The 20,979-nt window shown below is 65.0% G+C and carries 18 protein-coding genes; 14 read left to right on the forward strand and 4 right to left on the reverse strand.

The features are described from left to right. Positions 1-57: 57 nt before the first annotated feature. From M1P90_RS24360 to M1P90_RS24410, 11 genes are all read left to right on the forward strand, one after another. Positions 58-1,134 carry a hydrogenase large subunit gene (locus tag M1P90_RS24360; protein WP_483698113.1) on the forward strand — a complete coding sequence of 359 codons (1,077 nt, stop codon included), beginning with the start codon at positions 58-60 and terminating at the stop codon, positions 1,132-1,134. Positions 1,135-1,143: 9 nt separating this feature from the next. Then, positions 1,144-2,898, forward strand: a complete 1,755-nt coding sequence (locus tag M1P90_RS24365) for a proton-conducting transporter transmembrane domain-containing protein (RefSeq protein WP_483698114.1) — start codon at positions 1,144-1,146, stop codon at positions 2,896-2,898. A 92-nt stretch (positions 2,899-2,990) separates the two neighbouring features. Then, complete coding sequence (locus M1P90_RS24370) at positions 2,991-3,713, forward strand: hypothetical protein (protein ID WP_483698115.1); 723 nt, start codon at positions 2,991-2,993, stop codon at positions 3,711-3,713. 62 nt (positions 3,714-3,775) lie between these two features. After that, positions 3,776-5,248, forward strand: coding sequence for a proton-conducting transporter transmembrane domain-containing protein (locus M1P90_RS24375; RefSeq protein WP_483698116.1), 1,473 nt, complete (start codon positions 3,776-3,778; stop codon positions 5,246-5,248). Between the two features lie 2 nt (positions 5,249-5,250). Next, on the forward strand, positions 5,251-5,637 hold the full coding sequence (locus M1P90_RS24380) for an NADH-quinone oxidoreductase subunit B family protein (protein ID WP_483698117.1): 387 nt from the start codon (positions 5,251-5,253) through the stop codon (positions 5,635-5,637). Continuing rightward, entirely contained in the window at positions 5,634-6,506 is an 873-nt protein-coding gene (locus M1P90_RS24385; RefSeq protein WP_483698118.1) for a hypothetical protein, read from the forward strand. The genes M1P90_RS24380 and M1P90_RS24385 overlap by 4 nt, the downstream gene beginning before the upstream one ends. Positions 6,507-6,527: 21 nt before the next feature. Next, complete coding sequence (locus M1P90_RS24390; RefSeq protein WP_483698119.1) at positions 6,528-7,652, forward strand: ABC transporter ATP-binding protein; 1,125 nt, start codon at positions 6,528-6,530, stop codon at positions 7,650-7,652. Between the two features lie 42 nt (positions 7,653-7,694). Continuing rightward, entirely contained in the window at positions 7,695-8,453 is a 759-nt protein-coding gene (locus M1P90_RS24395) for a hypothetical protein (protein WP_483698120.1), read from the forward strand. 94 nt (positions 8,454-8,547) lie between these two features. Beyond that, positions 8,548-8,847, forward strand: a complete 300-nt coding sequence (locus tag M1P90_RS24400) for an ArsR/SmtB family transcription factor (protein WP_483698121.1) — start codon at positions 8,548-8,550, stop codon at positions 8,845-8,847. A 153-nt stretch (positions 8,848-9,000) separates the two neighbouring features. Beyond that, positions 9,001-9,585 (forward strand): ANTAR domain-containing response regulator, encoded by a 585-nt coding sequence (locus M1P90_RS24405; protein ID WP_483698122.1) that lies wholly within the window; start codon positions 9,001-9,003, stop codon positions 9,583-9,585. A gap of 9 nt (positions 9,586-9,594) precedes the next feature. Next, positions 9,595-10,191, forward strand: coding sequence for a hypothetical protein (locus tag M1P90_RS24410; protein WP_483698123.1), 597 nt, complete (start codon positions 9,595-9,597; stop codon positions 10,189-10,191). Positions 10,192-10,400: 209 nt separating this feature from the next. Here the strand turns inward: M1P90_RS24410 and M1P90_RS24415 are convergent, their stop codons facing one another. After that, a complete protein-coding gene (locus tag M1P90_RS24415) occupies positions 10,401-10,703 on the reverse strand; it encodes a helix-turn-helix domain-containing protein (protein ID WP_483698124.1) in 303 nt (100 codons plus the stop codon). A gap of 188 nt (positions 10,704-10,891) precedes the next feature. Between M1P90_RS24415 and M1P90_RS24420 the strand changes: the two genes are divergently transcribed. The 3 genes from M1P90_RS24420 (at position 10,892) to M1P90_RS24430 (ending at position 17,592) form a co-directional block, all read left to right on the forward strand. Next, positions 10,892-12,040 carry a citrate/2-methylcitrate synthase gene (locus M1P90_RS24420; RefSeq protein WP_483698125.1) on the forward strand — a complete coding sequence of 383 codons (1,149 nt, stop codon included), beginning with the start codon at positions 10,892-10,894 and terminating at the stop codon, positions 12,038-12,040. 499 nt (positions 12,041-12,539) lie between these two features. Beyond that, complete coding sequence (locus M1P90_RS24425; protein WP_483698126.1) at positions 12,540-16,628, forward strand: hybrid sensor histidine kinase/response regulator; 4,089 nt, start codon at positions 12,540-12,542, stop codon at positions 16,626-16,628. Next, on the forward strand, positions 16,618-17,592 hold the full coding sequence (locus M1P90_RS24430; RefSeq protein WP_483698128.1) for a diguanylate cyclase domain-containing protein: 975 nt from the start codon (positions 16,618-16,620) through the stop codon (positions 17,590-17,592). Before M1P90_RS24425 ends, M1P90_RS24430 begins: the two co-directional genes overlap by 11 nt. A 396-nt stretch (positions 17,593-17,988) precedes the next feature. Here M1P90_RS24430 and M1P90_RS24435 read toward each other — a convergent pair whose 3' ends face one another. The 3 genes from M1P90_RS24435 to M1P90_RS24445 form a co-directional block, all read right to left on the reverse strand. Further along, positions 17,989-18,489 carry a DUF3291 domain-containing protein gene (locus M1P90_RS24435; protein WP_483698130.1) on the reverse strand — a complete coding sequence of 167 codons (501 nt, stop codon included), beginning with the start codon at positions 18,487-18,489 and terminating at the stop codon, positions 17,989-17,991. A gap of 157 nt (positions 18,490-18,646) precedes the next feature. Then, positions 18,647-20,137, reverse strand: coding sequence for a CHAD domain-containing protein (locus M1P90_RS24440; RefSeq protein ID WP_483698131.1), 1,491 nt, complete (start codon positions 20,135-20,137; stop codon positions 18,647-18,649). Positions 20,138-20,206: 69 nt separating this feature from the next. After that, on the reverse strand, positions 20,207-20,851 hold the full coding sequence (locus M1P90_RS24445) for a CYTH domain-containing protein (protein ID WP_483698132.1): 645 nt from the start codon (positions 20,849-20,851) through the stop codon (positions 20,207-20,209). Positions 20,852-20,979 lie beyond the last annotated feature (128 nt).

Here is a 20,979-nt window from a genome sequence, read left to right on the forward strand (position 1 = left end):
ACCGCGCCGCGTATGGTATAATGCGCAACCTGAAAGACGCCGTGAATGGGGGGAAGCGTGACCTATTCGCTGGCGCTGGGGCCATTTCATCCCGCGTGGCGCGGCCCCCAGCGCTTTGACTTGCAGGTTGCCGGCGAGCGCATCGCCGATGTTGAATATCACGATGGCTTCAACGAGCGGGCCTGCGCCGAGCGGCTGCCGCGACTCGACCTACCCCAGGCGCTTCACCTCGTTACCCGTGTGTGCGGCACATGCTCGTTTGCGCACTCGCTGGCCTTCTGCCAGGCGATCGAGCAACTGTGCGGCACGGATGTTTCCGAACGCGCCCAGCTGCTGCGCTGCGTCGTTGCCGAGTTCGAGCGCATCGCGTCGCACACGCGCGCGGCGGCTGGCATTCTGGCCGCGCTGGGAATGGACGCCTACGCCGCCGACCTGGGCAACCTGCGCGAGCAGGCACAGCACGCCCTGCTGGCGATCAGCGGCTCGCGCACCATCCCCGATCTGTGCGTGCCGGGCGGGCTGCGGCGCGACCTGGCCGCGCGCGACCGCGAAGAATTGCTGGTGGCGCTGCCCAAGCTCAATCGCGGCTTGTTCCGCTTTCTCGACCGCCTGATCGATCATCGCCCACTGCTGGCGCGCACCGTGGAAGTGGGCGCGCTGGCGCGCGCCGCCGCCGAGCAGTTTGGCGTGCGCGGCCCGCTGGCGCGTGCTTCGGGCATCGCGCGCGACACGCGCGCCGACGCGCCCTACGCCGCTTATGCGCGCCTGGGCTTCAAGCCGATCACGCAGGAAGGTGGCGATGTGTATGCGCGCCTGATGCTGCTGCTGCTCGAAGCCTTTGAAAGTATCAAGCTCGTCGAGGCGGCGCTGGCCGATCTGCCGAGCGGCGAGTGGCGCGGCGAGCTGCCCGAAACCCTGCCGAAAGGCCGCGCCAGCGCCGCTGTTGAAGGCCCGCGTGGCATGATCCGCTACCAGATCGAAGGCGATGGCCGCCGCCTGGGCAGCGCGCAGATCGACGCGCCGCGCCAGCTCGACCGCCTGCTGACGCGCACGCTGCTGTCAGGGGCGCTGCTTGACAATGTCGTGGCGATTATCGCCTCAACCGACCCGTGCGCGGCCTGTGCCGAGCGCTGACGTATACCTATGCTCGTTCTTATTATCACCCTGCCATTTCTTGTCGCGCTGGCCTGCCTGAGCCTGAACCAGGCCGTGCCCACGCGCCGGCTTGGGCTGCTGGCCGCCGCCACCCTGCTGGCCTATGGCGTCGCCCTGCTGGTTGCGCGCGTGCGTGGCGGGCTGCCGCTCGACCTGGCCTCGCTGACGTGGATGGTGATCGACAACCAGCCGCTGATGCTGGTGCTGCGCTTTGATGCGCTCAGCTGGGCGCTGTCGCTGGCGGCGCTGCTGGGCGGCGGCTTGTCGCTGCTGGTGCTTGCGCTGGCGCTGCCGGCCGGGCTGCGCGGCTTTGGCGGCTTGTTTGCGGCGGCGGAACTGGCGATTGTGGTGGTTGTGGCCGGGCTGGCGAACTTCAACGCCGCGCTGCTGCCGTTTGCCTGGGCGCTGGTGGCGCTGCTGACCTTCCTGGCGCTGCGTGCCAGCGGCGCGCTGACGGGGTCGGACGCGCCGGTGGTGGTGCTGCTGGCCGGCCTGTGCAGCGCGCTGGTGCTGCTTGGCGCGGTGCTGCTTGGGCCGGCGCTGCCCGGCACGCCGGTGGTGCTGGCCGCGCTGATCTGCTGGGCGCTGCTGGGCCTGCTGGCCTTTGGCGCGCCACCATTTCATACCGCCCTGCAACAGCTTGCCGAAGCGCCCGCCGCGCTGGCTGGCGCGCTGCTGACGCTTGGCCTGCCGCTGCTCGGCGGCGCGGCGCTCATCCGCTTTATGGCCGGGCAGGGCGCGGCGGTGCCCGATGGCTGGCGAATAGCTTTTACGCTGCTTGGCTTGCTGACGCTGTTCGCAGGCGCGGCGGGCGCGCTGGGCGCGGGACGCCTGCGGCGCTGGCTGGCCTGGCAGTTTTCCGCGCAGATGGGTGTGCTGCTGCTGGCCGTGGGCCAGGGCGGCGCGTCGCTGACGCTGGCGGCCCCGGCGCTCTTGCTGAATGGCGTGCTGTCGACGCTACTGTGCTTTCTGGCGGTTGCGCTGCTGGAGCGCCGCACCGGCACCGACGTGCTGGCCGAAACCGCGCTTTCCGAGCCGCTGACCGGGCCGGGCGCGCTCTTGCTCGTTGGCGCGGCCTCGGCGGTGGGCCTGCCGGGTGTGTGGGGCTTCTGGGCGCGCTGCTGGCTGTTTGAAGATGTGCTGACGCGCGCGCCGTGGGCGGTGGCTCCGCTGCTGGCGGGCAGCACGCTGCTTGGGCTGGCCTTCCTGCCGCCGCTGGCGGTGTTCTGGCGGCGCGACGCGAGCCGCGAGCTGGCGCAGCCCTTGCCCACGCAGGCGGGCGAACAGCGCCAGGCGCTGCTGGTGGGCGCGCTGGTCGCCCTGCCCTTGCTGGTGCTGGGCATCGCGCCACAGCTTGCGTGGCGCTTCTGGCTGAATGATCTGCAGGCGCTGCTGGGTGGCGCGAACCTGCTGCCGCACCTGCCCGGCCCGCTCGGCCTGGCCGCCTGCGCCGTGGCTGCCCTGATGCTGGCAGTTGGCATCCCGCTGCTGGTGCGCGCGCGCGCGCCGCAAGCGCCGGCCGAATCGCCCGCCGGTGGCGCGCTGGTGCCGCAAGGCCTGGGCGAAAGCCTGGGCGGGCTGGCGCGGCTGGGCGCCCCAGCCGACGCATTTTCGGCGGCGTGGCACGCGCTGCTGCGCGCGAGCGATGTGCTGCGGCGCGGGCTGGCGCTTTTCGAGCAGCGCTACTACCTGGCCGGCCTGCTGCTCGCGGTAATCGTGATTGTGCTGCTGTTTATTCAGTAGAGCTACTCGTTTTCCGAACAGGCGCGCTGGGCCTAGCGATTTGCTATGCTGAACTCAAAACTCAACATTCAGCATTCAAAATTTGATACACAATGAGCACACTTCTTCACAACCTGCCAGTTTTCCTGATCGCGCTTTCGGGTGCGGTGATCCTGCTGCTGCGCGACTGGCGCATTATTGTGCCGGCGCTGCTGCTGAGCTACATCGGCGTGGCGGCGTTTCTTGCCCAGCAGCAATTTATCACGCCCGATTTGCGTGTCGGCGGGCTGGCGATCAGCACGACGGTGCTGGTGAAGCTGATCTCGGGCATTGCTGCGACGGCGATTCTTGCGATTACCGGGGCGACCTTTGGGCGCGACTATAACCTGGAAGAGCTGGACGAATTTTCGCTGGCCGAGCTGCGCCGCGCCGGTCGCCGCGCCCAGCGGCAGCGCGCCGCCGAGCCGTTGCGCTTTTCCGACTATATCATCCCGTTCTGGACGCTGATGCTGGCAATTCTGGCGAGCGTCGCGCTGCCGCGCCTGTACCCGATTGGCAACACCACCACGATTGATTTTGTGTGGTACTGGCTCGGCCTGATCGGCCTGTTCACCATGGTTGTGGCGGGCGATACCCTGAAAGTTGGGCTGGGGCTGCTGCTATGCATTGGCAGCATCGACGTGCTGTACACCGCGATTTCGAGCACGGTGCAGGTATTCCCGCTGGCGCTGCTTGGGTTGGTGGAAATTGTGCTGGCCCTGTCGATCGCCTACCTGAGCGGCCTGTTGTATGGCCGGCTCAAAACGCTTGAGCTGAACGAACTGTATAAGCGATAATTCACGCGGGCAAGGCGCACACGGCCCCGAAAGCCGCTGCCCTGCGCCCAACGCACGAGCATATGATATACCTGCTGCTTATTTTTTTCCCTATAGCCATGGGCGCCGGCTGCTTTGTGCTGCGCAAGCAGACCGAGCTGGTCATTCTCGGCGCGGTGGGCACGCTGCTGATGCAGATTGGGCTGGTGCTCAGCTTGCCGCTCGATCAGCCTGCCCGCCTGCTGGGCCTGACGCTCACGCTCGACCCGCTGGGCCGGCTGTTTCTGCTGACCTTTCTGGCGATTGGCGTGCTGGCGCTGCTGGCCTCGTGGCGCATCCCGCACGGCGAGAATTTCGTGCCGATCGCGCTGTTCATCCTCGGCCTGATCAGCTCGACCCTGCTGCTGCTGCAAGAGCCGTTTGTCGCCTCGCTGCTGCTGATCAGCACTGGCCTGCTCGCTGTGCTGGCGATTGTCGACCTGCCGACCGGCAGTTCGGCGCTGGTGGGCCGCGCCACAATCGCCACCGCGCTGAAATACCTGGTGATGATGCTGATCGCGGGCGTGATGATGTACATGGGCTTTGTGCTCGTCAGCATTGCGCAGCCCGCGACGGTGAACACCAGCATTTCGCCCACGCACCTCGTGCTGGCGCTGATTGTGGTCGGCTTCGGCCTGCGCCTGGCGATTGCGCCTTTCCACTCGTGGCTGCCCGACCTTGCGGAAGACGCCGCGCCGATGGTGTCGGTGCTGGTGGTGGCCGTGATCAATGTCACCTGCCTCTTGTTCCTGATCATGGCGTTTCAGTTTGTGTTCTTCCCGTTTGAAATTGTGGGCGGGCCGGGCAACGAACGCAACATGTGGCTGCTGATGGTGCTGGGCGTGGCCACCGCGCTGCTGGGCGGGCTGCTGGCGCTGGCGCAAACCTCAATGCGGCGCATGGTTGGCTATCTGGTGGTGTACAATGCCGGCATGGTCTTGTTTGGCCTGGCCACGCTCGACAAGGTTGGCGTCACGGGCGCGCTGTTCGAGGCATGGAACCAGACGATTGTGGTGCTGCTGCTGTTTGTGAGCATTGGCATGCTGGAACGGCCCGATGGCCGGCCGGCCAATGTCGTGCGGCGCGACCTGCTGTGGCGCTGGCCGGTAGCCGGGGCTGGCCTGCTGGGTGGCGGAATGGCGCTGCTTGGTTTGCCGCCGTTCAATGGCTTTGCCAGCAAGCTGCTGCTGTACGAAGCGGCGGCGCGGCAGGGCGGCATCTACCTGGTGCTGCTGCTGGCCTCCACCGCGCTGGCGCTGCTGGCCCTTATTCGCCTGGCGCGCGAGCGCTTGTTCGGCCCAAGCGAAGATCAGCCGGTTGAGGCCGCGCCGGTGCTGCTTGGCACCACCGAGCTGGATCAGCCCGCCGACCGGCGGCTGGAACCCGAGCCGCGCGGCATGGCGCTGCTCACTGCGCTGCTGCTGGCGGTATGTCTTGGAATTGGTTTGTATCCGCAGCCGCTGCTTGCCACCATCAACGAGGTGATGCGCGGACTGACCTTTATTCAATCGTTCTGAGTATGGCGACGATCAAAATTTTCCGCGTGAATACTGGCTCGTGCGGCGGCTGCGATGTTGAGATCGCCGCCGCGCTTGAGGAATACGCCGATCTGGCCTGGGCCGAAACGCCCGCGCAGGCCGATCTGTTGCTGCTCACTGGCCCGCTGACGGTGAGCGCGCGGCCGGCCTTCCAGGCGTTCTACGATGCGCTGGGCGGGCGCGTGCCGGTGCTGGCGGTTGGGCGCTGCGCTATCGATGGGCACCCGTTTGGGCGCGGCGGCGTGGCTGAATTGCCGGCGATTCACGCCCGCACACTGGATGGCTGCCCGCCCACGCCCGAAGCAATCGCCGACGCCGTTCGGCAGCTTGTGACGGAAGGCGGCGCGGCGCGCCCCGAAAAGCTATGAATATCACGAATATCCTGCTGACACTTCTGGTTTACCCGGGCCTGCTCTTTACGCTGGCGCTTGGCGTGCTGTTCGCCTGGCTGTTCGAGCGCCGCCTGCCCGCGCTTGCGCCAAGCGCCGCGCCGCTGCGCACGCTCCACGGCGTGGCCGCGCTGGCGAGCCTGCTGCTGGCCGCGCTGGGTCTGGCGCTGCTGCCGTGGCCCTACCACCCGTTTAGCGGCTGGCGGGCGATTGGTGTGCCGGCGACGCTGTGGGTGCTGTTTGAAGGTGCGTTTCTCTTGCCGCTGCTGCCGGGTTTTCTATCATCCGATCCGCTGGCCGCCCGCGCAGCTTCGCGCGAAGCCCAGATCGGCGCGGCCGGGCGCTGCGTGTTCTGGCTGGCTGCCGGCAGCGGTCTGTGGAGCCTCGCCGGGCTTTCGGCCTTCCGCGCGCCGGGGCACCTGCTGCTGGCCTTGGGCGGCCTGCTGGCCCTGCCCGCCGCAATTGGCCTCGGGCCGTTTGGCGCCGAGCGCAGCCTGAGCGCGGCCGGTGCCGAATCCGGGCTTGACGCCCCTACGGTCGCTCTGGTACGCTTTGCACGGCTCACGCGCGGCGCGGCGCTGCTGGCGGCCCTGAGCGTGGCGGTGCTGCCCGATTTCGATGGCTCAAGCGTGCCGCCGGCGCTGACCGGGCGCGCCACCAGCGCGATCATGCCGTGGGCCGGGCTGGCGATTATTGCGGGCCTGTTTGTGGTATTTGCGCTGGTGCTGCGGCAGATCAGCGTGCTGACGCCGCGCATGACGCTGCCGGGCGCGCTGCGCTGGTGCTGGCGCTGGGCGCTGCCGCTGGCGCTGGCCGGGGCGGTTTATCTGGCGGTGATAACGCGATAAACTATATTTGCAGGAAACGCGATGTACGCAATCGAAGCCGAAAACCTGCACAAATCGTACGACGACGTGAGCGTGCTGCGCGGGCTGGATCTGCGCGTGCCGACCGGGCAGGTCTATGGTCTGCTCGGGCCAAACGGCTCGGGTAAATCCACGCTCATTCACCTTATGCTTGGCTTCCTGCGGCCCAGCCAGGGTACGCTGAAACTGTTCGGCGAACGGGATCTTGAGCTGGTGCGCGGGCGGCTCGGCTACCTGCCCGAGCGGCTGCGCTACCACCTGCGCTTCACTGCCCGCGAGTACCTGCGCTACCTCGGGCGCTTCAGCGACCTGCGGGCGAGCGAGCTTGCCGGCCGCGTCGATGAAGCGCTTGCAATCGTTGGGCTGAGCGATGTTGCCGACCGCGTGCTGGCAGCCTATTCCAAGGGCATGTTGCAGCGCTTTGGGATCGCGCAGGCGCTGCTGGCAAACCCCGACATGCTGCTGATCGACGAGCCGACCAGCGGGCTCGACCCGGCCGGCCAGCGCGAAATGCTCAATCTGCTGGGCGAACTGGCCCGCCGCAACCACACGATCTTCCTGGCCACGCACTATCTCGACGAGATCGACCAGCTCTGTGATACGGTGGGCATTTTGTATAATGGCCGGCTGGCCGCCCAGATCGATGTCTCGGCCCTGCGCGTGCCGGGCAGCGCGGCGGTGCTGAAAGTTGGCCCGCTGACGCCCGAAATGCAGGCGCGGCTGGCACAGCTTGGGCCGGGCGTGCGCGCCACTGCCCGCGAGATCGTGCTCAGCCCGAACACGCCCGCGCTGCAAGCCCAGGTGTTGCGCGCCCTGCTCGACGCAGGCGTAGCGATTATTTCGCTGGAGCCGCAAAACCGCCCGCTTGAAGAAATGTATATGCGCGTGGTGCGCGGCGAAACGCTCGACAGCGCGCCCGCCGCTTCGCCATCTGCGCTGCCCGCAGCACGCGAGCCAGACATGCCCACAGATACCACAATGTTCATGCCGCCCGCAACGCCTGCGCCAGATGCACCTGCCGAAAGCGTTGCATCCCCTGGCCGGCCACGTGGCGATACGCTCCTGCGCGAGCTGCTGGGCGGCGCGGGCGAAGCCCCCAAAGCACCGGACGAACGCCGCGACGCATAGCCCTGGCCCGGCAACGGGCCGCTGAATACCAAGAAACTGCATATGATCGCGCGAACCCTGCGCTTCACCCAATTCACACTGATCGAATACGCGCGCTCGGCCCGCATTCTCGTCGAGCTGATCGCCAGCGTGGTTTTCTTTTATATCTTCTTGCGACGCTGGACATCCGCGCTCCAGCCCGAGTACTTCTTCTCGGTCGTGGGCATCTTCTCGCTGGCGCTGGTGTTCTACACTTCCACCTCGATCCTTTCGTTAGGCGACCGACCACAGGGCTATTTGCTGCTCGCGCGGCGGCTTGGCCGCGGTGGCTACCTCGTTGGCCTGTACCTCGCCATTCTTGCGGTCGCGTGGACGATTTACGGCCTGATCAGCATTGCCACAGCACTCTATAACCCGGTGGAGGGCCTGACGATTGGCGGCTGGCTGCTGGGCACAGTGCCGCTGCTGCTGAATGTGGCGCTGCTTGCCGCCATGATGGTATTGATGGCGCCGATGGTGCTGCCCGCTGGCATGCGCCTGGTGCTGCTGGCCCTGGTCGCGATTGCCTTCTCGGGCGGGCTGATCGGCGGCCAGACGCTGTCTGAGCTGCCGAGCGCGCTTACCGCAACCCTGAATGTCCTGCGCACGATTTTCAGCACACCGCTGCTGCCTGCATTCACCGGCTTCGCGCTCTCGGTCAGCCGCGACTACACCGGGCTGGGTTTCGCTATTCCAGTTGCACAGTTCTTCCTCGCGCTTGGCCTGCTGGTGCTGGCCGTCTACGCCTTTAGCCGCCGCGAGCTGATTTTCAGCGGCGCATAAAGCCAGCGCATTGCCTTCCGGTAGCGAAACACTGCTCACCCCTTGACAAGCGCCCCCGCATGCGAGTACAGTTGGTGCACGCAGGAGGCTTGCGATGGTGACAGCGCACTGTGAGCGAGACGACCAACGCCTCTTCCGATTGCTCAAGGCACTCGGCAACCCTGTGCGGCTGCAAATTGTGCGTTTTATACAAAAACATCCGCGCTGTATTGGCAATCAAATCCAACTCCAGCTCCCCAGTGACGTTATCCGCGCACAGTCCACTCTTTCGCAACATTTAAAGATTCTGCGCTCTGCTGGCATAATTCAAGCCTGCGACGACGGTTCGGCAACTTGTTATAATATTAACCCCGAGATTTTTGCATGGTTGCGCGAGCAACTCGACGATATGTAAGGTTTGCACAGTCTTGACCACCGTAAGGCGATTGTGCTACAATGAACAATCAAAGGGGTTAACCTTTTCACAACTATCAAATGAACACAGCGTGCGCCCAGTGCGATCCAGGATGATCGAACGTGCACGAACAACTACATGAGGAGTACGGTTATGGCTCAACAGTTGCGTCTTGTGATCGCCGACGACGAATCGCTCATCCGAATGAACCTCAAGGAAACCCTGGTGGGGTTGGGTTATCTGGTGGTAGGCGAGGCCGGGGATGGCGTCAGTGTGGTGAATCTGGCGCGCGAGCTGCGCCCCGACCTGGTGGTGATGGACATCAAGATGCCCAAGCTCGATGGCATCCAGGCGGCTAAGGTGCTTACGGAAGACAAGATCGCGCCGGTGCTGCTGCTCACTGCCTACTCGGATCGCGAGCTGGTCGAGCGCGCGCGCGAGGCTGGTGTAGTGAACTACATCGTCAAGCCCTTCCGCGACGCCGAGCTGCTGCCCGCCATTGAGATCGCGATGGCGCGCTACGCCGAGTTCCAGGATATGGACAAGAAAATTGGCGACTTGCAGGAAACCCTGGAAACGCGCAAGCTGGTCGAGCGCGCCAAGGGTGTGCTGATGGACACACAGGGCCTGAAGGAACAGGAAGCCTTCCGCAAGATCCAGCAGCTTTCGATGAACACGCGCAAGTCGATGCGCGAAATTGCCCAGGCCATTCTGCTCACCGCCCAAATCGAGAAGTAGGAGCGGCGTTTGGACGCCCCGGCCCCCGAACAAGGCGCGCCTGTCTCTCCACCGAGGGCGGGCGCGCTGTTGCGTTTCCTGCGCGCCGCGCTGCCCTATGCGCTCACGGCGCTGGTTGCGGTTGCGCTGAGCATTGGCGCGCAGCAGCTCTGGCCTGCGCCCCAGCAGCCGGCCATTCGCGTGCCCACCAGCCCGCCACTTCCTTCCCCCGCGCCTTCTCCAACCGCTGCCGCGCGGCCCACTGCCCCACCGCTCTCGGCCGGCATCACCGAGCAGGAAATTGCCGATGTGCGCGCCGAGGGCGATCGCAAGCAGGCGCAAATTTATTTGTTGCTCGCCATAGTGCAGATCGACGATGCTGAAGCCGCACTGCGCGCTAACGAACTCGCCAGTGTCGACCAGTCGCTGGTGGCGATTGATAACTCACTTCAGCTGGCGTATGGGCGCTACGAGCGGGCCGGCGACTCCGCGCGCGACGCGGTGGCCCAGCGGCGCATGGAGGTGGGCAAAATGCACGACGATCTCTACCTTTACCCCGAGAATATGGACCAGCGGCTCAACACCTTGCGCCAGCTTACTCTCGCCCTGATTACCGAGCAGCCGTGAGGCAGTCGGCAGTCGGCAGTCGGCAGGAGGCAGGAGGCAGGAGGCAGGAGGCAGGAGGCAGGAGGCAGGAGGCAGGAGGCAGGAGGCAGGAGGCAGGAGGCAGGAGGTTTTTGCCGCCGAAACTCACTGTTTGCTAGAGCGGATTTCAGAACCATACCATGATCACCAAACCCTATCCCCCATTCCCCAAACCCCGCGCTGAAAGCGCACTAATGTTCCCCCGCCCAACTCGCCGCGTCGGGCAGGCGCACGTCGCGCAGAACGCCGTCGTCGTCGATCTGTAGCGCGCTGTCACTCTCGCTCTGCGGCGTAGCCGCTGGCTCCTCGCTTGGGCGCAGCTCGCACAAACGCTCCACAGCATCGCGCCGGTACAGGCGCTTGCGCCCCACCGCCTGCCGAAATGAGTCGAGCAGCCCACGGCTGACATAGGCGTAGAGCGTCGCCTTTTTCACCCCAAGCAGCGCCACTGCCTCGTCGCCATCCAGATACTCAACGCCGTCGATGATCTGCATGCATCAAATCCTCCTGCCGCGATAGTATACGCGGCCCGATTCGCTTCGTCAATAATCAATATATATCAAGTAATATTGATATATATAGAGCATTGTGCTAGAATGGCCGTACGGCATTTCTGGCGTGGCGCGCCTTGCCCGGGCGTAGCGCCAGTTGAAGCAACAATTTCTACCAGGAGGACATAGCCATGACAAGCGAAGCACCCGTGCGCGGGCTCGACAATGTGGTGGTGGCGAGCACGCGGCTCAGCGCCATTGATGGCACGGCCGGCAAGCTCATCTACACCGGCTACACAATTCACGATTTGGCCGAGCAGGCATCGTTCGAAGAAGTGGCCTACCTGCTGTGGTACGGCGAGCTGCCGAGCGCCGAGCAGCTTGCCGTATTTCGCGGGCGGCTGGCTGCCGAGCGCGCGCTGAGCGCAGCCGAGCTGGCCTTGGTGCGGGGCGTGCCGGCCGGCGGGCATGGCCTGGATGCGCTGCGTACCCTGGTTTCAGGCCTGGGCCAGCTTGACACCGAGGCCGACGCCCTGGACAGCGCAGCAGTCGAGCGGATTGGCGTGCGCGTGCTGGCCAAGGCGCCAACCCTGATTGCGGGGTGGGACCGGGCGCGGCGCGGGCTGGAGCCGGTTGCGCCTGACGCGGCGCTGGGCCACGCGGCCAACTTCCTCTATATGCTGCACGGCGCAGCACCCGCGCCCGAAGCGGCGCGCGCCTTCGACACCTACCTGGTGCTGCTGGCCGAACATGGCCTGAACGCCTCGACCTTTGCGGCGCGGGTGGCGATTGGCGCGGGCGCGGATGTGTACTGCGCGCTGGTGGCGGCAATTGGCACGCTGAAGGGCTTGCTGCACGGCGGCGCAAACCAGAAGGCCATGGAAACCTTTCTGGCGATTGGCGCGCCCGAACATGCTGCCAGCGCCATCGACGCGATGCTGGCGCGCCGCGAGCGCCTGATGGGGGTGGGCCACCGCATTTACAAGGTTGAAGACCCGCGCGTGCGGCACCTGCGGCGCTGCGTAAGCACCCTGGCCGGCCTGAACGCCGATGCCGAGCGCTGGCAGGCGATTGCCGACGCGGTGGGCGGCGTGGTGGCGACGCACCCGCACTTCACGCAGCGCCAGCTCAACCCGAACGTTGAGTTTTATAGCGCGCCGCTGCTGTATAGCCTGGGCTTGCCGCTCGATCTGTTTACGGCGGCGTTTGCGCTGAGCCGCACGGTTGGCTGGATGGGCCACATTCGCGAGCAGCTGGCCGACAACCGGCTGATCCGCCCGAAATCGGAGTACGCCGGGCCAGTGTTGCACGCCTTCACGCCACTGGCCGAGCGAAGTTAAAGTCAAACTCATTGCGGCAGGTGATCGCGCAGTACGGCCCCGACTCGCACGCAGTGCAGCTGCTGGGCCTCAAGCGCAAATCGGAACGCAAGCGCACCACGCGCAAAGCGGCTGCTTCCCCAGAAGAATAGATCGCGAAGCAGATATTCCCCATAGACACAGCCAGCGAGCGCCATTGCAGCGGGCACCCCTGCTGCAGTGGCGCTCGCCGCATTGCTTCCTCGCGAGCTACCTCAGTGAATTCCAGGCCAGTTTGAGCCACAAAACGTCGAAACTGGTCTCATACTCCGTGCTCTCGGTGTCCTCTGTGGCTCAACTCCTGTGCAATCTCCTGGAAGCGCTCGCTCGCATACTTGCACAGGCACATGCTTGCCCGCCAGATGCATGTGCAGCACCGTGTTGGCGCGAAATTGTTCTCGTATTGCGATCTCCTGGCGCGTATCTTCTTGCTATACTCAATCGCAATGTTTGGCGAATCAGCGTCGCGAAGGAGGATGACGTGGGTATTGATTCGCGGCGCTTGCTTCTTGCGCTTGTTTGTGCCGCCATTGCAACGTTTTCGGCCACGCCAGCCCGGGCCGCCGGGCCGCCGCCCCCACCACTCAGCGCCCCTTCATCGCTGCGCTTCCGCCACCTCAACAACGACAACGGCCTGCCAGGCAACAGCGTTGGCCCAATCGTGCAGGATCAGCGCGGCTTTATGTGGTTCGGCACCAGCGATGGTCTGGTGCGCTACGATGGCTACACCGCCACGCCCTATCGCAATGCCCCCGGCGACCGAAGCACCCTGGCCAGCAACAATATCAGTGCGCTGCTGGAAGATGCCAGCGGCACGCTCTGGCTTGGCACGCGCCGCGGCCTTGATCGCTTCGACACGAGCACCGAAACCATTACGCACATCCCCGGCGGCGAGCATGGCATCGCCAGCGTTGCGGCGCTTGCGGGCGGCCAGAACGGCACCATCTGGGCTTTTGGCAGCCGCCAGCTCTTTGCAATCAACGCGGCAACAAACGATGTTGCGCGCTATGCCCTGCCAGCCTGTGGCGCGCTCCGCACCGCCAGCATGCTTGTCAGCGCGTCGGGGCGTGTGTGGGTGGCAAGCGGCGGCCTGCTCGCGTTTGATCCACGCAGCGGGCAGGCACAGTGCTTTCGGCCCGCAGCAGCCACGCCCAGCCCAGCGCCAGCGGCAGCGGGCGCGCAAGCTCCGCTTGCCGAGTTTACCGGCGTAGCCGAAACACCCGACGGCCATCTGTGGCTTTCGGCCAACAATGGCCTGTATGAGTTCGACCCGGGCAGCGCGCGCTTCACCCGCTACCAGCCGCCACGCGACCCAGCACCACTCTCGGCCGCCCCCAACGGCCCAAACTTCTTCGGCGGCCTTGCGCTCGGCGCGGATGGCAGCGGCAATCTGCTGGTCGGCACGGTGATCAATGGCGTGTACACTTTCAACCTGGCACAGCGGCAGTTTACCGCCAGCTACCGGCCCGATCCCGTCAACCCCGACAGCCTGAGCAGTGCGCCAATCAACTCGATCTATCGCAGCCGCGACGGCATCCTCTGGTTTGGCACTGCCTTCGCTGGCGTCGATCGGCTCGACCCTTTGCAGAAACAGTTCACCTTCTACCGGCACGACCCCTCCAACAACAACAATTTGCCCGATGTGCCGATGCGCGCTTTGGCGCAAGCCCCCGATGGCACGCTCTGGCTCGGCGCGGGCGACGGGCTGCTGTATTTCAACCCGGCGCGCAGCGAGTTCACGCGCTATCCCATTCGCCAGGGGCCGCGCCCTTCGATCGATAATGCTGCCGCAATCGACATCAACTTCATCTCGCTCGACGAGCAGGGCAAGGTCTGGTTCGATGGCCTCGATGGCATTGGCCGACTCGACCCGCGCACAGAGGAGATCGCATTTTTTCGCCCTGCCGGTGCCGACCCACAGCGATTCATTATTAACGCAATGGCCGAAGATGCCGATCATGGCCTGTGGGCGCTGGCGCTGGGCGACATGACCCTCTACCGCTTTGATCGTGAGCGCCAGCAGTTCGCAGCGTTTGCCAACACCAGCCAGAGCGCCGAGCAGCTTGCGCGTGCCAACCTGCGCACCCTTGCGCTTGCGCCCGACGGGCGGGTCTGGCTGGGCGGCACAGCTGCGCTCAGCGTTTTTGATCCCCTCACGCAGCGCTTCACCAGCTACAGAAACGACCCGGCGCAGCCGCAGGGCCTTCCCTTTGTGGAAATTCAGGCCATCCACCCCGACGCACACGGCACGATCTGGCTGGCGACGAACAGCGGCCTGCTGGCGTTCGATGCGCAGCGCGCCACCAGCACAAGCTACACCAGAAAGGATGGCCTGGCGAGCGACTCGGTCAGTGGCATTCTTGAAGATGCGCAGGGCGCGCTGTGGCTCAGCACCAGCGGGGGTATTTCGCGCTTCGTGCCAGCGCAGCGCAACTTCCACAGCTACGACAAATCCGATGGCCTGCAGGGCAACGAGTTCACCGTGGCGCGCGCCGGCCGCGATGGCACGCTCTTCTTTGGCGGGCGCGGCGGCCTGACGGCCTTTCAGCCCAACAAGATCGCGCCGCGCCAGTACCAGCCCGCGGTGGTGTTCACCGAGCTGAAAATCGCAAACAAAGCCGTTCCGATCGGGAACGACTCCCCGCTGCACGCATCGATCTGGGCAAGCTCCGCGCTCAGCCTGCCCTACGATCAAGACACGATTTCGCTTGAATTCGCGGCCCTGAGCTACGCCGCGCCCGAGCACAACCAGTATCGCTACAAGCTCGACGGGGTCGATAGCGACTGGATCGCCGCCGATAGCGCGCACCGCTTTGTCATGTACCCGCGCCTGCAACCCGGCAGCTATGTGTTCCATGTGCAAGGCAGCAACGACGACGGCGTGTGGAGCGGGCAGGAAGCGACCTTGCACATCACGATCGCGCCGCCGTGGTGGGAAGCATTGTGGTTTCGCGGGCTGGCGATCATTATGCTGCTCGCGCTGCTGCTTGCCAGCTTGCTCTGGCGCGAGCGGGTGGTCAAGCGTAACAGCCACAAGCTCGAACAGCAAGTTGCCGCGCGCACGCGCGAGCTGGCGATTGCAACGCGCCAGGCCGAAGCCGCCAGCCAGGCCAAGAGCGAATTTCTTGCCACCATGAGCCACGAGCTGCGCACGCCCCTGAATGGCATCCTCGGCTACGCCCAACTGCTCCAGCGCGGGCAGGGCCTGACGGTCGCGCAGCGCGATGGGCTGCACACCATCCACACCAGCGGGCACCACCTGCTGACCCTGATCAACGACGTGCTCGACCTGGCCAAGATCGAAGCGCGCAAGCTCGAACTCGACCCGCAGCCGCTGCAGCTCACGCCATTCCTCGATGGCATCGTGGGCATTATGGTGATGTCCGCCCAGCAGAAGCAGCTCGCCTTTGTGTATAGCGCCTCGCCCACCATGCCTGAATGGATCATTGCCGACGGAAAGCGCCTGCGCCAGGTGCTGCTGAACCTGCTGGGCAACGCGGTGAAGTTCACTGATCGCGGGCAGGTTGCGCTGCGCATCGAGCGCGAGCCGCTGCCGCTTAGGCAGGGCGCGCCCGCATGCGCGCGGCTGCGCTTCACCGTGGCCGATACAGGCATTGGCATTCAGGCAGACGAGCGTGCGCGTATCTTTCAGCCCTTCGAGCAGCTTGGCAGCGCCCGCCGACAGTCAGGCGGCACCGGCCTGGGCCTTGCGATCAGCCAGCAGCTTGTGGAGCAGATGGGCGGGCATATCGAGCTTGAGAGCGCGCCAGGCAGTGGCAGCACCTTCTGGTTCACCGCCGACTTCCAGCTTGCTTCGGCCGAGGTGGCAAGGCCAGCAGCCGCGCAGCCCCCGCCAGTGAGCGGCTACCACGGCCCGCGCCGTCGCGTGCTGGTGGTGGATGATCGCCGCGAGAACCGGATGGTCTTTCTAAGCCTGCTGGAGCCGCTGGGCTTTGAAGTGATGCTGGCGGAAGACGGCGCGGAAGGAGTGGAACAGGCGCAGTTGCACCGGCCCGATATCATCTTCATGGACCTGGTAATGCCGGTGATGATGGGCTTTGAAGCGGTGCCAGCCATTCGGCGCATTCCTGGCCTCGCCAGCGTGCCAATCGTCGCCGTCACAGCCAGCCTGCTGCAGCTCGACCGCGAGCAGGTGCACAGCGCGGGCTTTGAAACATGCGTCGCCAAGCCGATCGACATTGCACAGATCCTTGGCTTGCTCCAGCACTACCTGGCTCTGGAGTGGGACTATGAAGCGGAAGCCGCCGCCATGCCCGAGCCACGGCCAACGCATGTAGCGGCCCGCCGCGCTGCGCCAATGGTGCCGCCGCCCGCCGAAGAGCTGGCTGCGATCTATGAATTAGCGCGCTTTGGCAATATGGCTGGCGTGGTGGAGCATGCGCTGGCGCTCGAACAACTTGCGCCCGAATACCTGCCCTTTGCGCAGCAGATTCATCACCTGGCCCAATCATTCGACGACGAGCAGATTCAAGCCTTTGTTCAGCAGTTCATTCAGCAGCCACAGGGGAAAGAAGCGACGCTGGTGGAGGAAGAAGACTATGCAGCGTGAGCGCGATGCGGCGACAATCCTGATCATCGACGACACCAGCGCCAACCTCAAGGTTGCGGCCGATCACCTGCACGCGCATGGCTTTGTGGTGCTCACCGCCCGCACTGGCGAAACCGGCATCGAGCGCGCGCGGCTGGCCCAGCCCGAAATCATCCTGCTCGATGTGCAAATGCCCGGCATCGACGGCTTCGAAACCTGCCGGCGCATCAAAGCCGACATGCGCACATGCGACATCCCGGTGATCTTTATGACCGTGCTGAACGACGTGCAAGACAAGCTCAGTGGCTTTGCCGCCGGCGGTGTCGATTATGTCGCCAAGCCGTTTCAGGTCGAAGAGCTGCTGGCGCGCGTGGGCACGCATCTGGCGCTTTACCGCCTGCAGCGCGAGTTGCAGCGCGAAATTGGCGAGCGGCGGCAGGCCGAGGCTGCGCTGCGCAAAGCCAACCTGGAGCTCACGCGCCTGGCGGTGCTCGACGGCCTGACCCAGATCGCCAACCGCCGCCGCTTCGATCAGTATCTTCAGCTTCAGTGGGAGCAAACGCAGGGCAAAATGCTCAGCCTGCTGCTGTGCGATATCGACTACTTCAAGCAGTACAACGACACCTACGGGCACCCGGCTGGCGACAGCTGCCTGCGGCACGTTGCGCACGCGATTGGGCGGGCGGTGGGGCATGTGAAGGATTTGGCGGCGCGCTATGGCGGCGAGGAGTTTGCGATCATTCTGCCCGAAACCGACCTGCCGGGCGCGCTGCGTGTGGCCGAAGCCGTGCAGGACGAAGTGCGCCGAATCGCATTGCCACACACAAGCTCACGCGCAAATGCGCTGGTGACGCTGAGCATTGGTGCGGCCAGCACGGTTCCCAAGCCCGGCAACAGCATCCCCGCGCTGGTCGCCGCCGCCGACGGCGCGCTCTACGCCGCGAAAGCGCAGGGGCGCAATCGCGTCGTTGCGTCGATTGGGTGAGGACCGACGAAGGACGAAGGACGACCCAATAACTAACCACAGAGACACAGAGGCACGGAGATTTAAGGATTTACGATTGACGATTTGCGATTTACGATTGGGGGCGACCGACGAACGATGAATAAACCGCAAAGAACGCAAAGGGCGCAGAGGTTTTGAAAGACGATTTGCGATTTACGATTGGGGCAACCGACGAACGATGAATAAACCGCAAAGAACGCAAAGGGCGCAGAGGTTTTGAAGGTTGCAGGTTTGCAAGGTGGAAGTTTGCGCGTTGCAGGCTGTTGGCCCAATCCCAAAACCCCAGACCCTAAACCCTCATGCAGTTGCAGCTTCGTACAAACTCAAAACTCAACATTCAACATTCAAAACGTGCAACCTGCAACCCAAAGGCTGCTACAGCGCCGGGCAGGTATCGGCGAAGCCACGCACCGCTGCGGCTGGCGCATCGGGTGTGGGGAAGATGTGCGTGAAGGAAAAGGCGCGCGGCGTGTCGCCATTGGTGCGCAACTCCTCTAGCCGCGCCGTTGCCTCCTGAACGGAAGGCTCGTGGCCGGCCGGCACCCACCACAGCGCGTAATACATCCCCGCAAAGCGCTCAAACCACTCGCGGCGCTGGCGCATCACGCTGGCATGCGCGCTGCGATAGACATAATTGCGCAGCGCCTCGGGCGTTTCCCACACCGACAGGTTCACAATAATCAGGTCGTCGTCGTAGGGGCGCAGCTCGGTGGCATTGCCAACCGGCGTCTGCAAGCGCCAGACGTAGCCGGGGCTGCCCTCGGCCAGCGCGTTGATCTCATCGAGCCGCGCCACAAAGCCAGCGATCTGCGGATCGTCGATGGGCGCGCGCAGGCGGCCAATGTTGATCTGCGCAAGATGGTAGCTGTTTGCCATAGCGATACCTCTTTTTGGTTGCAAGTTACAGGTTGGAAGGTTGACAGGTTCGTGCAAACTCAACATTCAACCTGCAACTTTTAACCTGCGAACATTTAACCTGCAACGTGCGAACATTCAACTTGCAAACCTGCAAACCCGCGAACCTGCAACCCAATCACATCTTCACAATCAGCTCGAACAGGCGGCGGCGGTAGGTTCCGCTGTCGACGCGATCCCACAGGCGCGGCAGCTCGGCGAGCTTGGGGGCGCGCTCGGTGGTGCGCGTGGCGAGGTAGGCTTGCGCGCCCGTGTCGTCGGTGAGGCCGAGGGCGGCCAGGTGCTCGCGCGCTGTCACGCCATCCTGCAAATCGCCCAGGCACTCCTGCAGGGCGATCAGCGGGTCGAGCACGGTGTCGGTGCGGTCGCCCAGCACCTCGGCGAAGAACTCCAGCGTGTAGCGGAAGCGCTTGCCGGCGATGCGCGCCTGATGCAGGGTGGCGTCGTCGCCGTTGGCGAGAACCGTTTCGTAGGCGCGCCACAGCTCGTAGCGCCGCCAGACAGCCGAGCCGGCAAAATCGCGCACGCGCTGCGTGACACCCGGCTCGGGCGGGGGCAGCGCGCCAGCGCCAGGCGTGCTGAGGAACTCGCCAAACTCGCGCTTGAATGCGCGGTAGCGCCTGGAGGCCAGATCGTCGAGCAGGGCGCGGCGCGCGCTGGTGCGCTCTGCCGTCACTGCCGCGAGCAGCGTGTCGAGCGCGGGGCGCTCGTCTTCGGGCAGGGCGTCGCGGTGGTCGTGCAAGTGTTCGAGGAAGACATCGCCGTCGCGCACCGCGCCAAGCGATTGCGCGATGCGGCGCAGGCCCTTGCGATAACGGCGGATAACCTCGGGCTCGAACACGCCTTCAACCGTTTGTAAAGCCGCGCGCAGCCTGCGGGTCGCCACGCGCATCTGGTGCACATCCTCGATGTCTTCGTCTTTGCTGACGGCTTCTTCGCGGGCCAGCATTTTGTCGAAGAAGCGGCGCAGCGTGCGGCGGGCCAGCTCGGCAATCGGCTCGCTGCCCAGGTCGGCGGCGAGCGGCTGGAGCTGCGACTGCGCCGGCAGCGGCCCGGGCTCGGCGGCAGGAACGAGCAGATCAGTTTCGTCGCTGGCGGGGGCGCGCACCGCCAGCGGGCCAAGCGCCTCGCGCCAGGCCGTGGCAGCTTCGTTGGCGGCAGGGACGTTGCCGGCCACCAGCGTGGGCGGCTCGTCGCCCAGCGCAGGGAGCAGGCGGGCCGGCGCACCATCGAGCGCGCGCGCCAGCCGCAGGATCGCTGCCAGCGCCAGGGCAGTGCGCTGATCGCGCTCGCGCAGCCACACAAACGACGACTCGCGGCGCGGGCGCAGCTTTTCGCGCTGCAATGCCACGGCGCACGCAACGATCGATTGCTGGGCGGCGCTCAGCCCTTCAAGCGGCGCGGCCAGCACAATATCGCGCCCGACGCGGTCGCCGCGCTCTGCGCCAGCATCGGCGGCCAGCGTGTAGGCGTGCGCAGCCACCTGGAGCAGCTTGCGTGCCTTGCCGGGCAGGGCCTGGGCTTCAGCGGCGGCGTCGAACAAGGCCAGCGCGTTTGCCACCAGCGACGAGGCCTGGCCCAGATTCAGGCGTTCATTTGATTCACTCATGATGATCCGTCCTTCTCTTACCACATACGCAGCGCGCTGAAGCTTTTGAGGCTTTACAAAGCCACAGAACTAACTCGTCGCCCCGCCGCCACCCGCTTCTGCTGCGTCGAGCAGTGCCAGGCCGCGCGCCAGCTTGCTTTGCGATTCGGGTTGCAGCGCAAAGCGCGCGCGCAGCAGCTCAACCAGTTCGTCGAAGGCGGCGCGGCTTGCGCCCGCCAGCAGCTCGATTTCAAGCTCGCGAAACATCTGCGCAAGGCCGCCCGCGTTCATGCTGCCGGTGTCGAGGCTGATCTCGGCCACACGCGCGCCATCGCGCTCGGCGTAGATATGCCGGCGGCGCGTGCGCATTGCCAGGGTTGGGGCCAGTGGCGCGCCGCCCGCAAGCGCCAGCGTGCGCTCGCGCACCTCGCCAGCCGGCCAGGTCTGCGGGTCGTCGCTTGGGCCAACATCAACCTCCCACTCGTCGCGCTCGTAGGTGCCGTCGCTTACTTTCGCCTCGCCTTTGAGCGTTGCAATGCGGCGCGCGCCGATGGTGCGCACGCGCAGGCCATAGCGCGCCTGGCGCAGCCGCCGGTCGGCCGTGTCGAAATACACATTGCGCTGATCTTCTTCACCGGGTTCGGCAGCCAGCTGAAAAGGGCCAATCGCTGCCAGGGCCAGCAGATCGCTGAAAACCTGCTCGCTGTCGACGCGGAACTTTGCTTCGATTTCCATACTGGGCCTCGCGCTAAGAAGGGATTTGCAGGCGTAAGTATAGCACAACGGTGTGTTTAAGCGTTTGCAAAGCGGTTTCATTAAGCGAATGTTAAGCGATCGAGGCGGTTTTCCGAAATCGCAAAAAT

It is taken from the genome of Kouleothrix sp. 19917 (genome assembly GCF_057073505.1).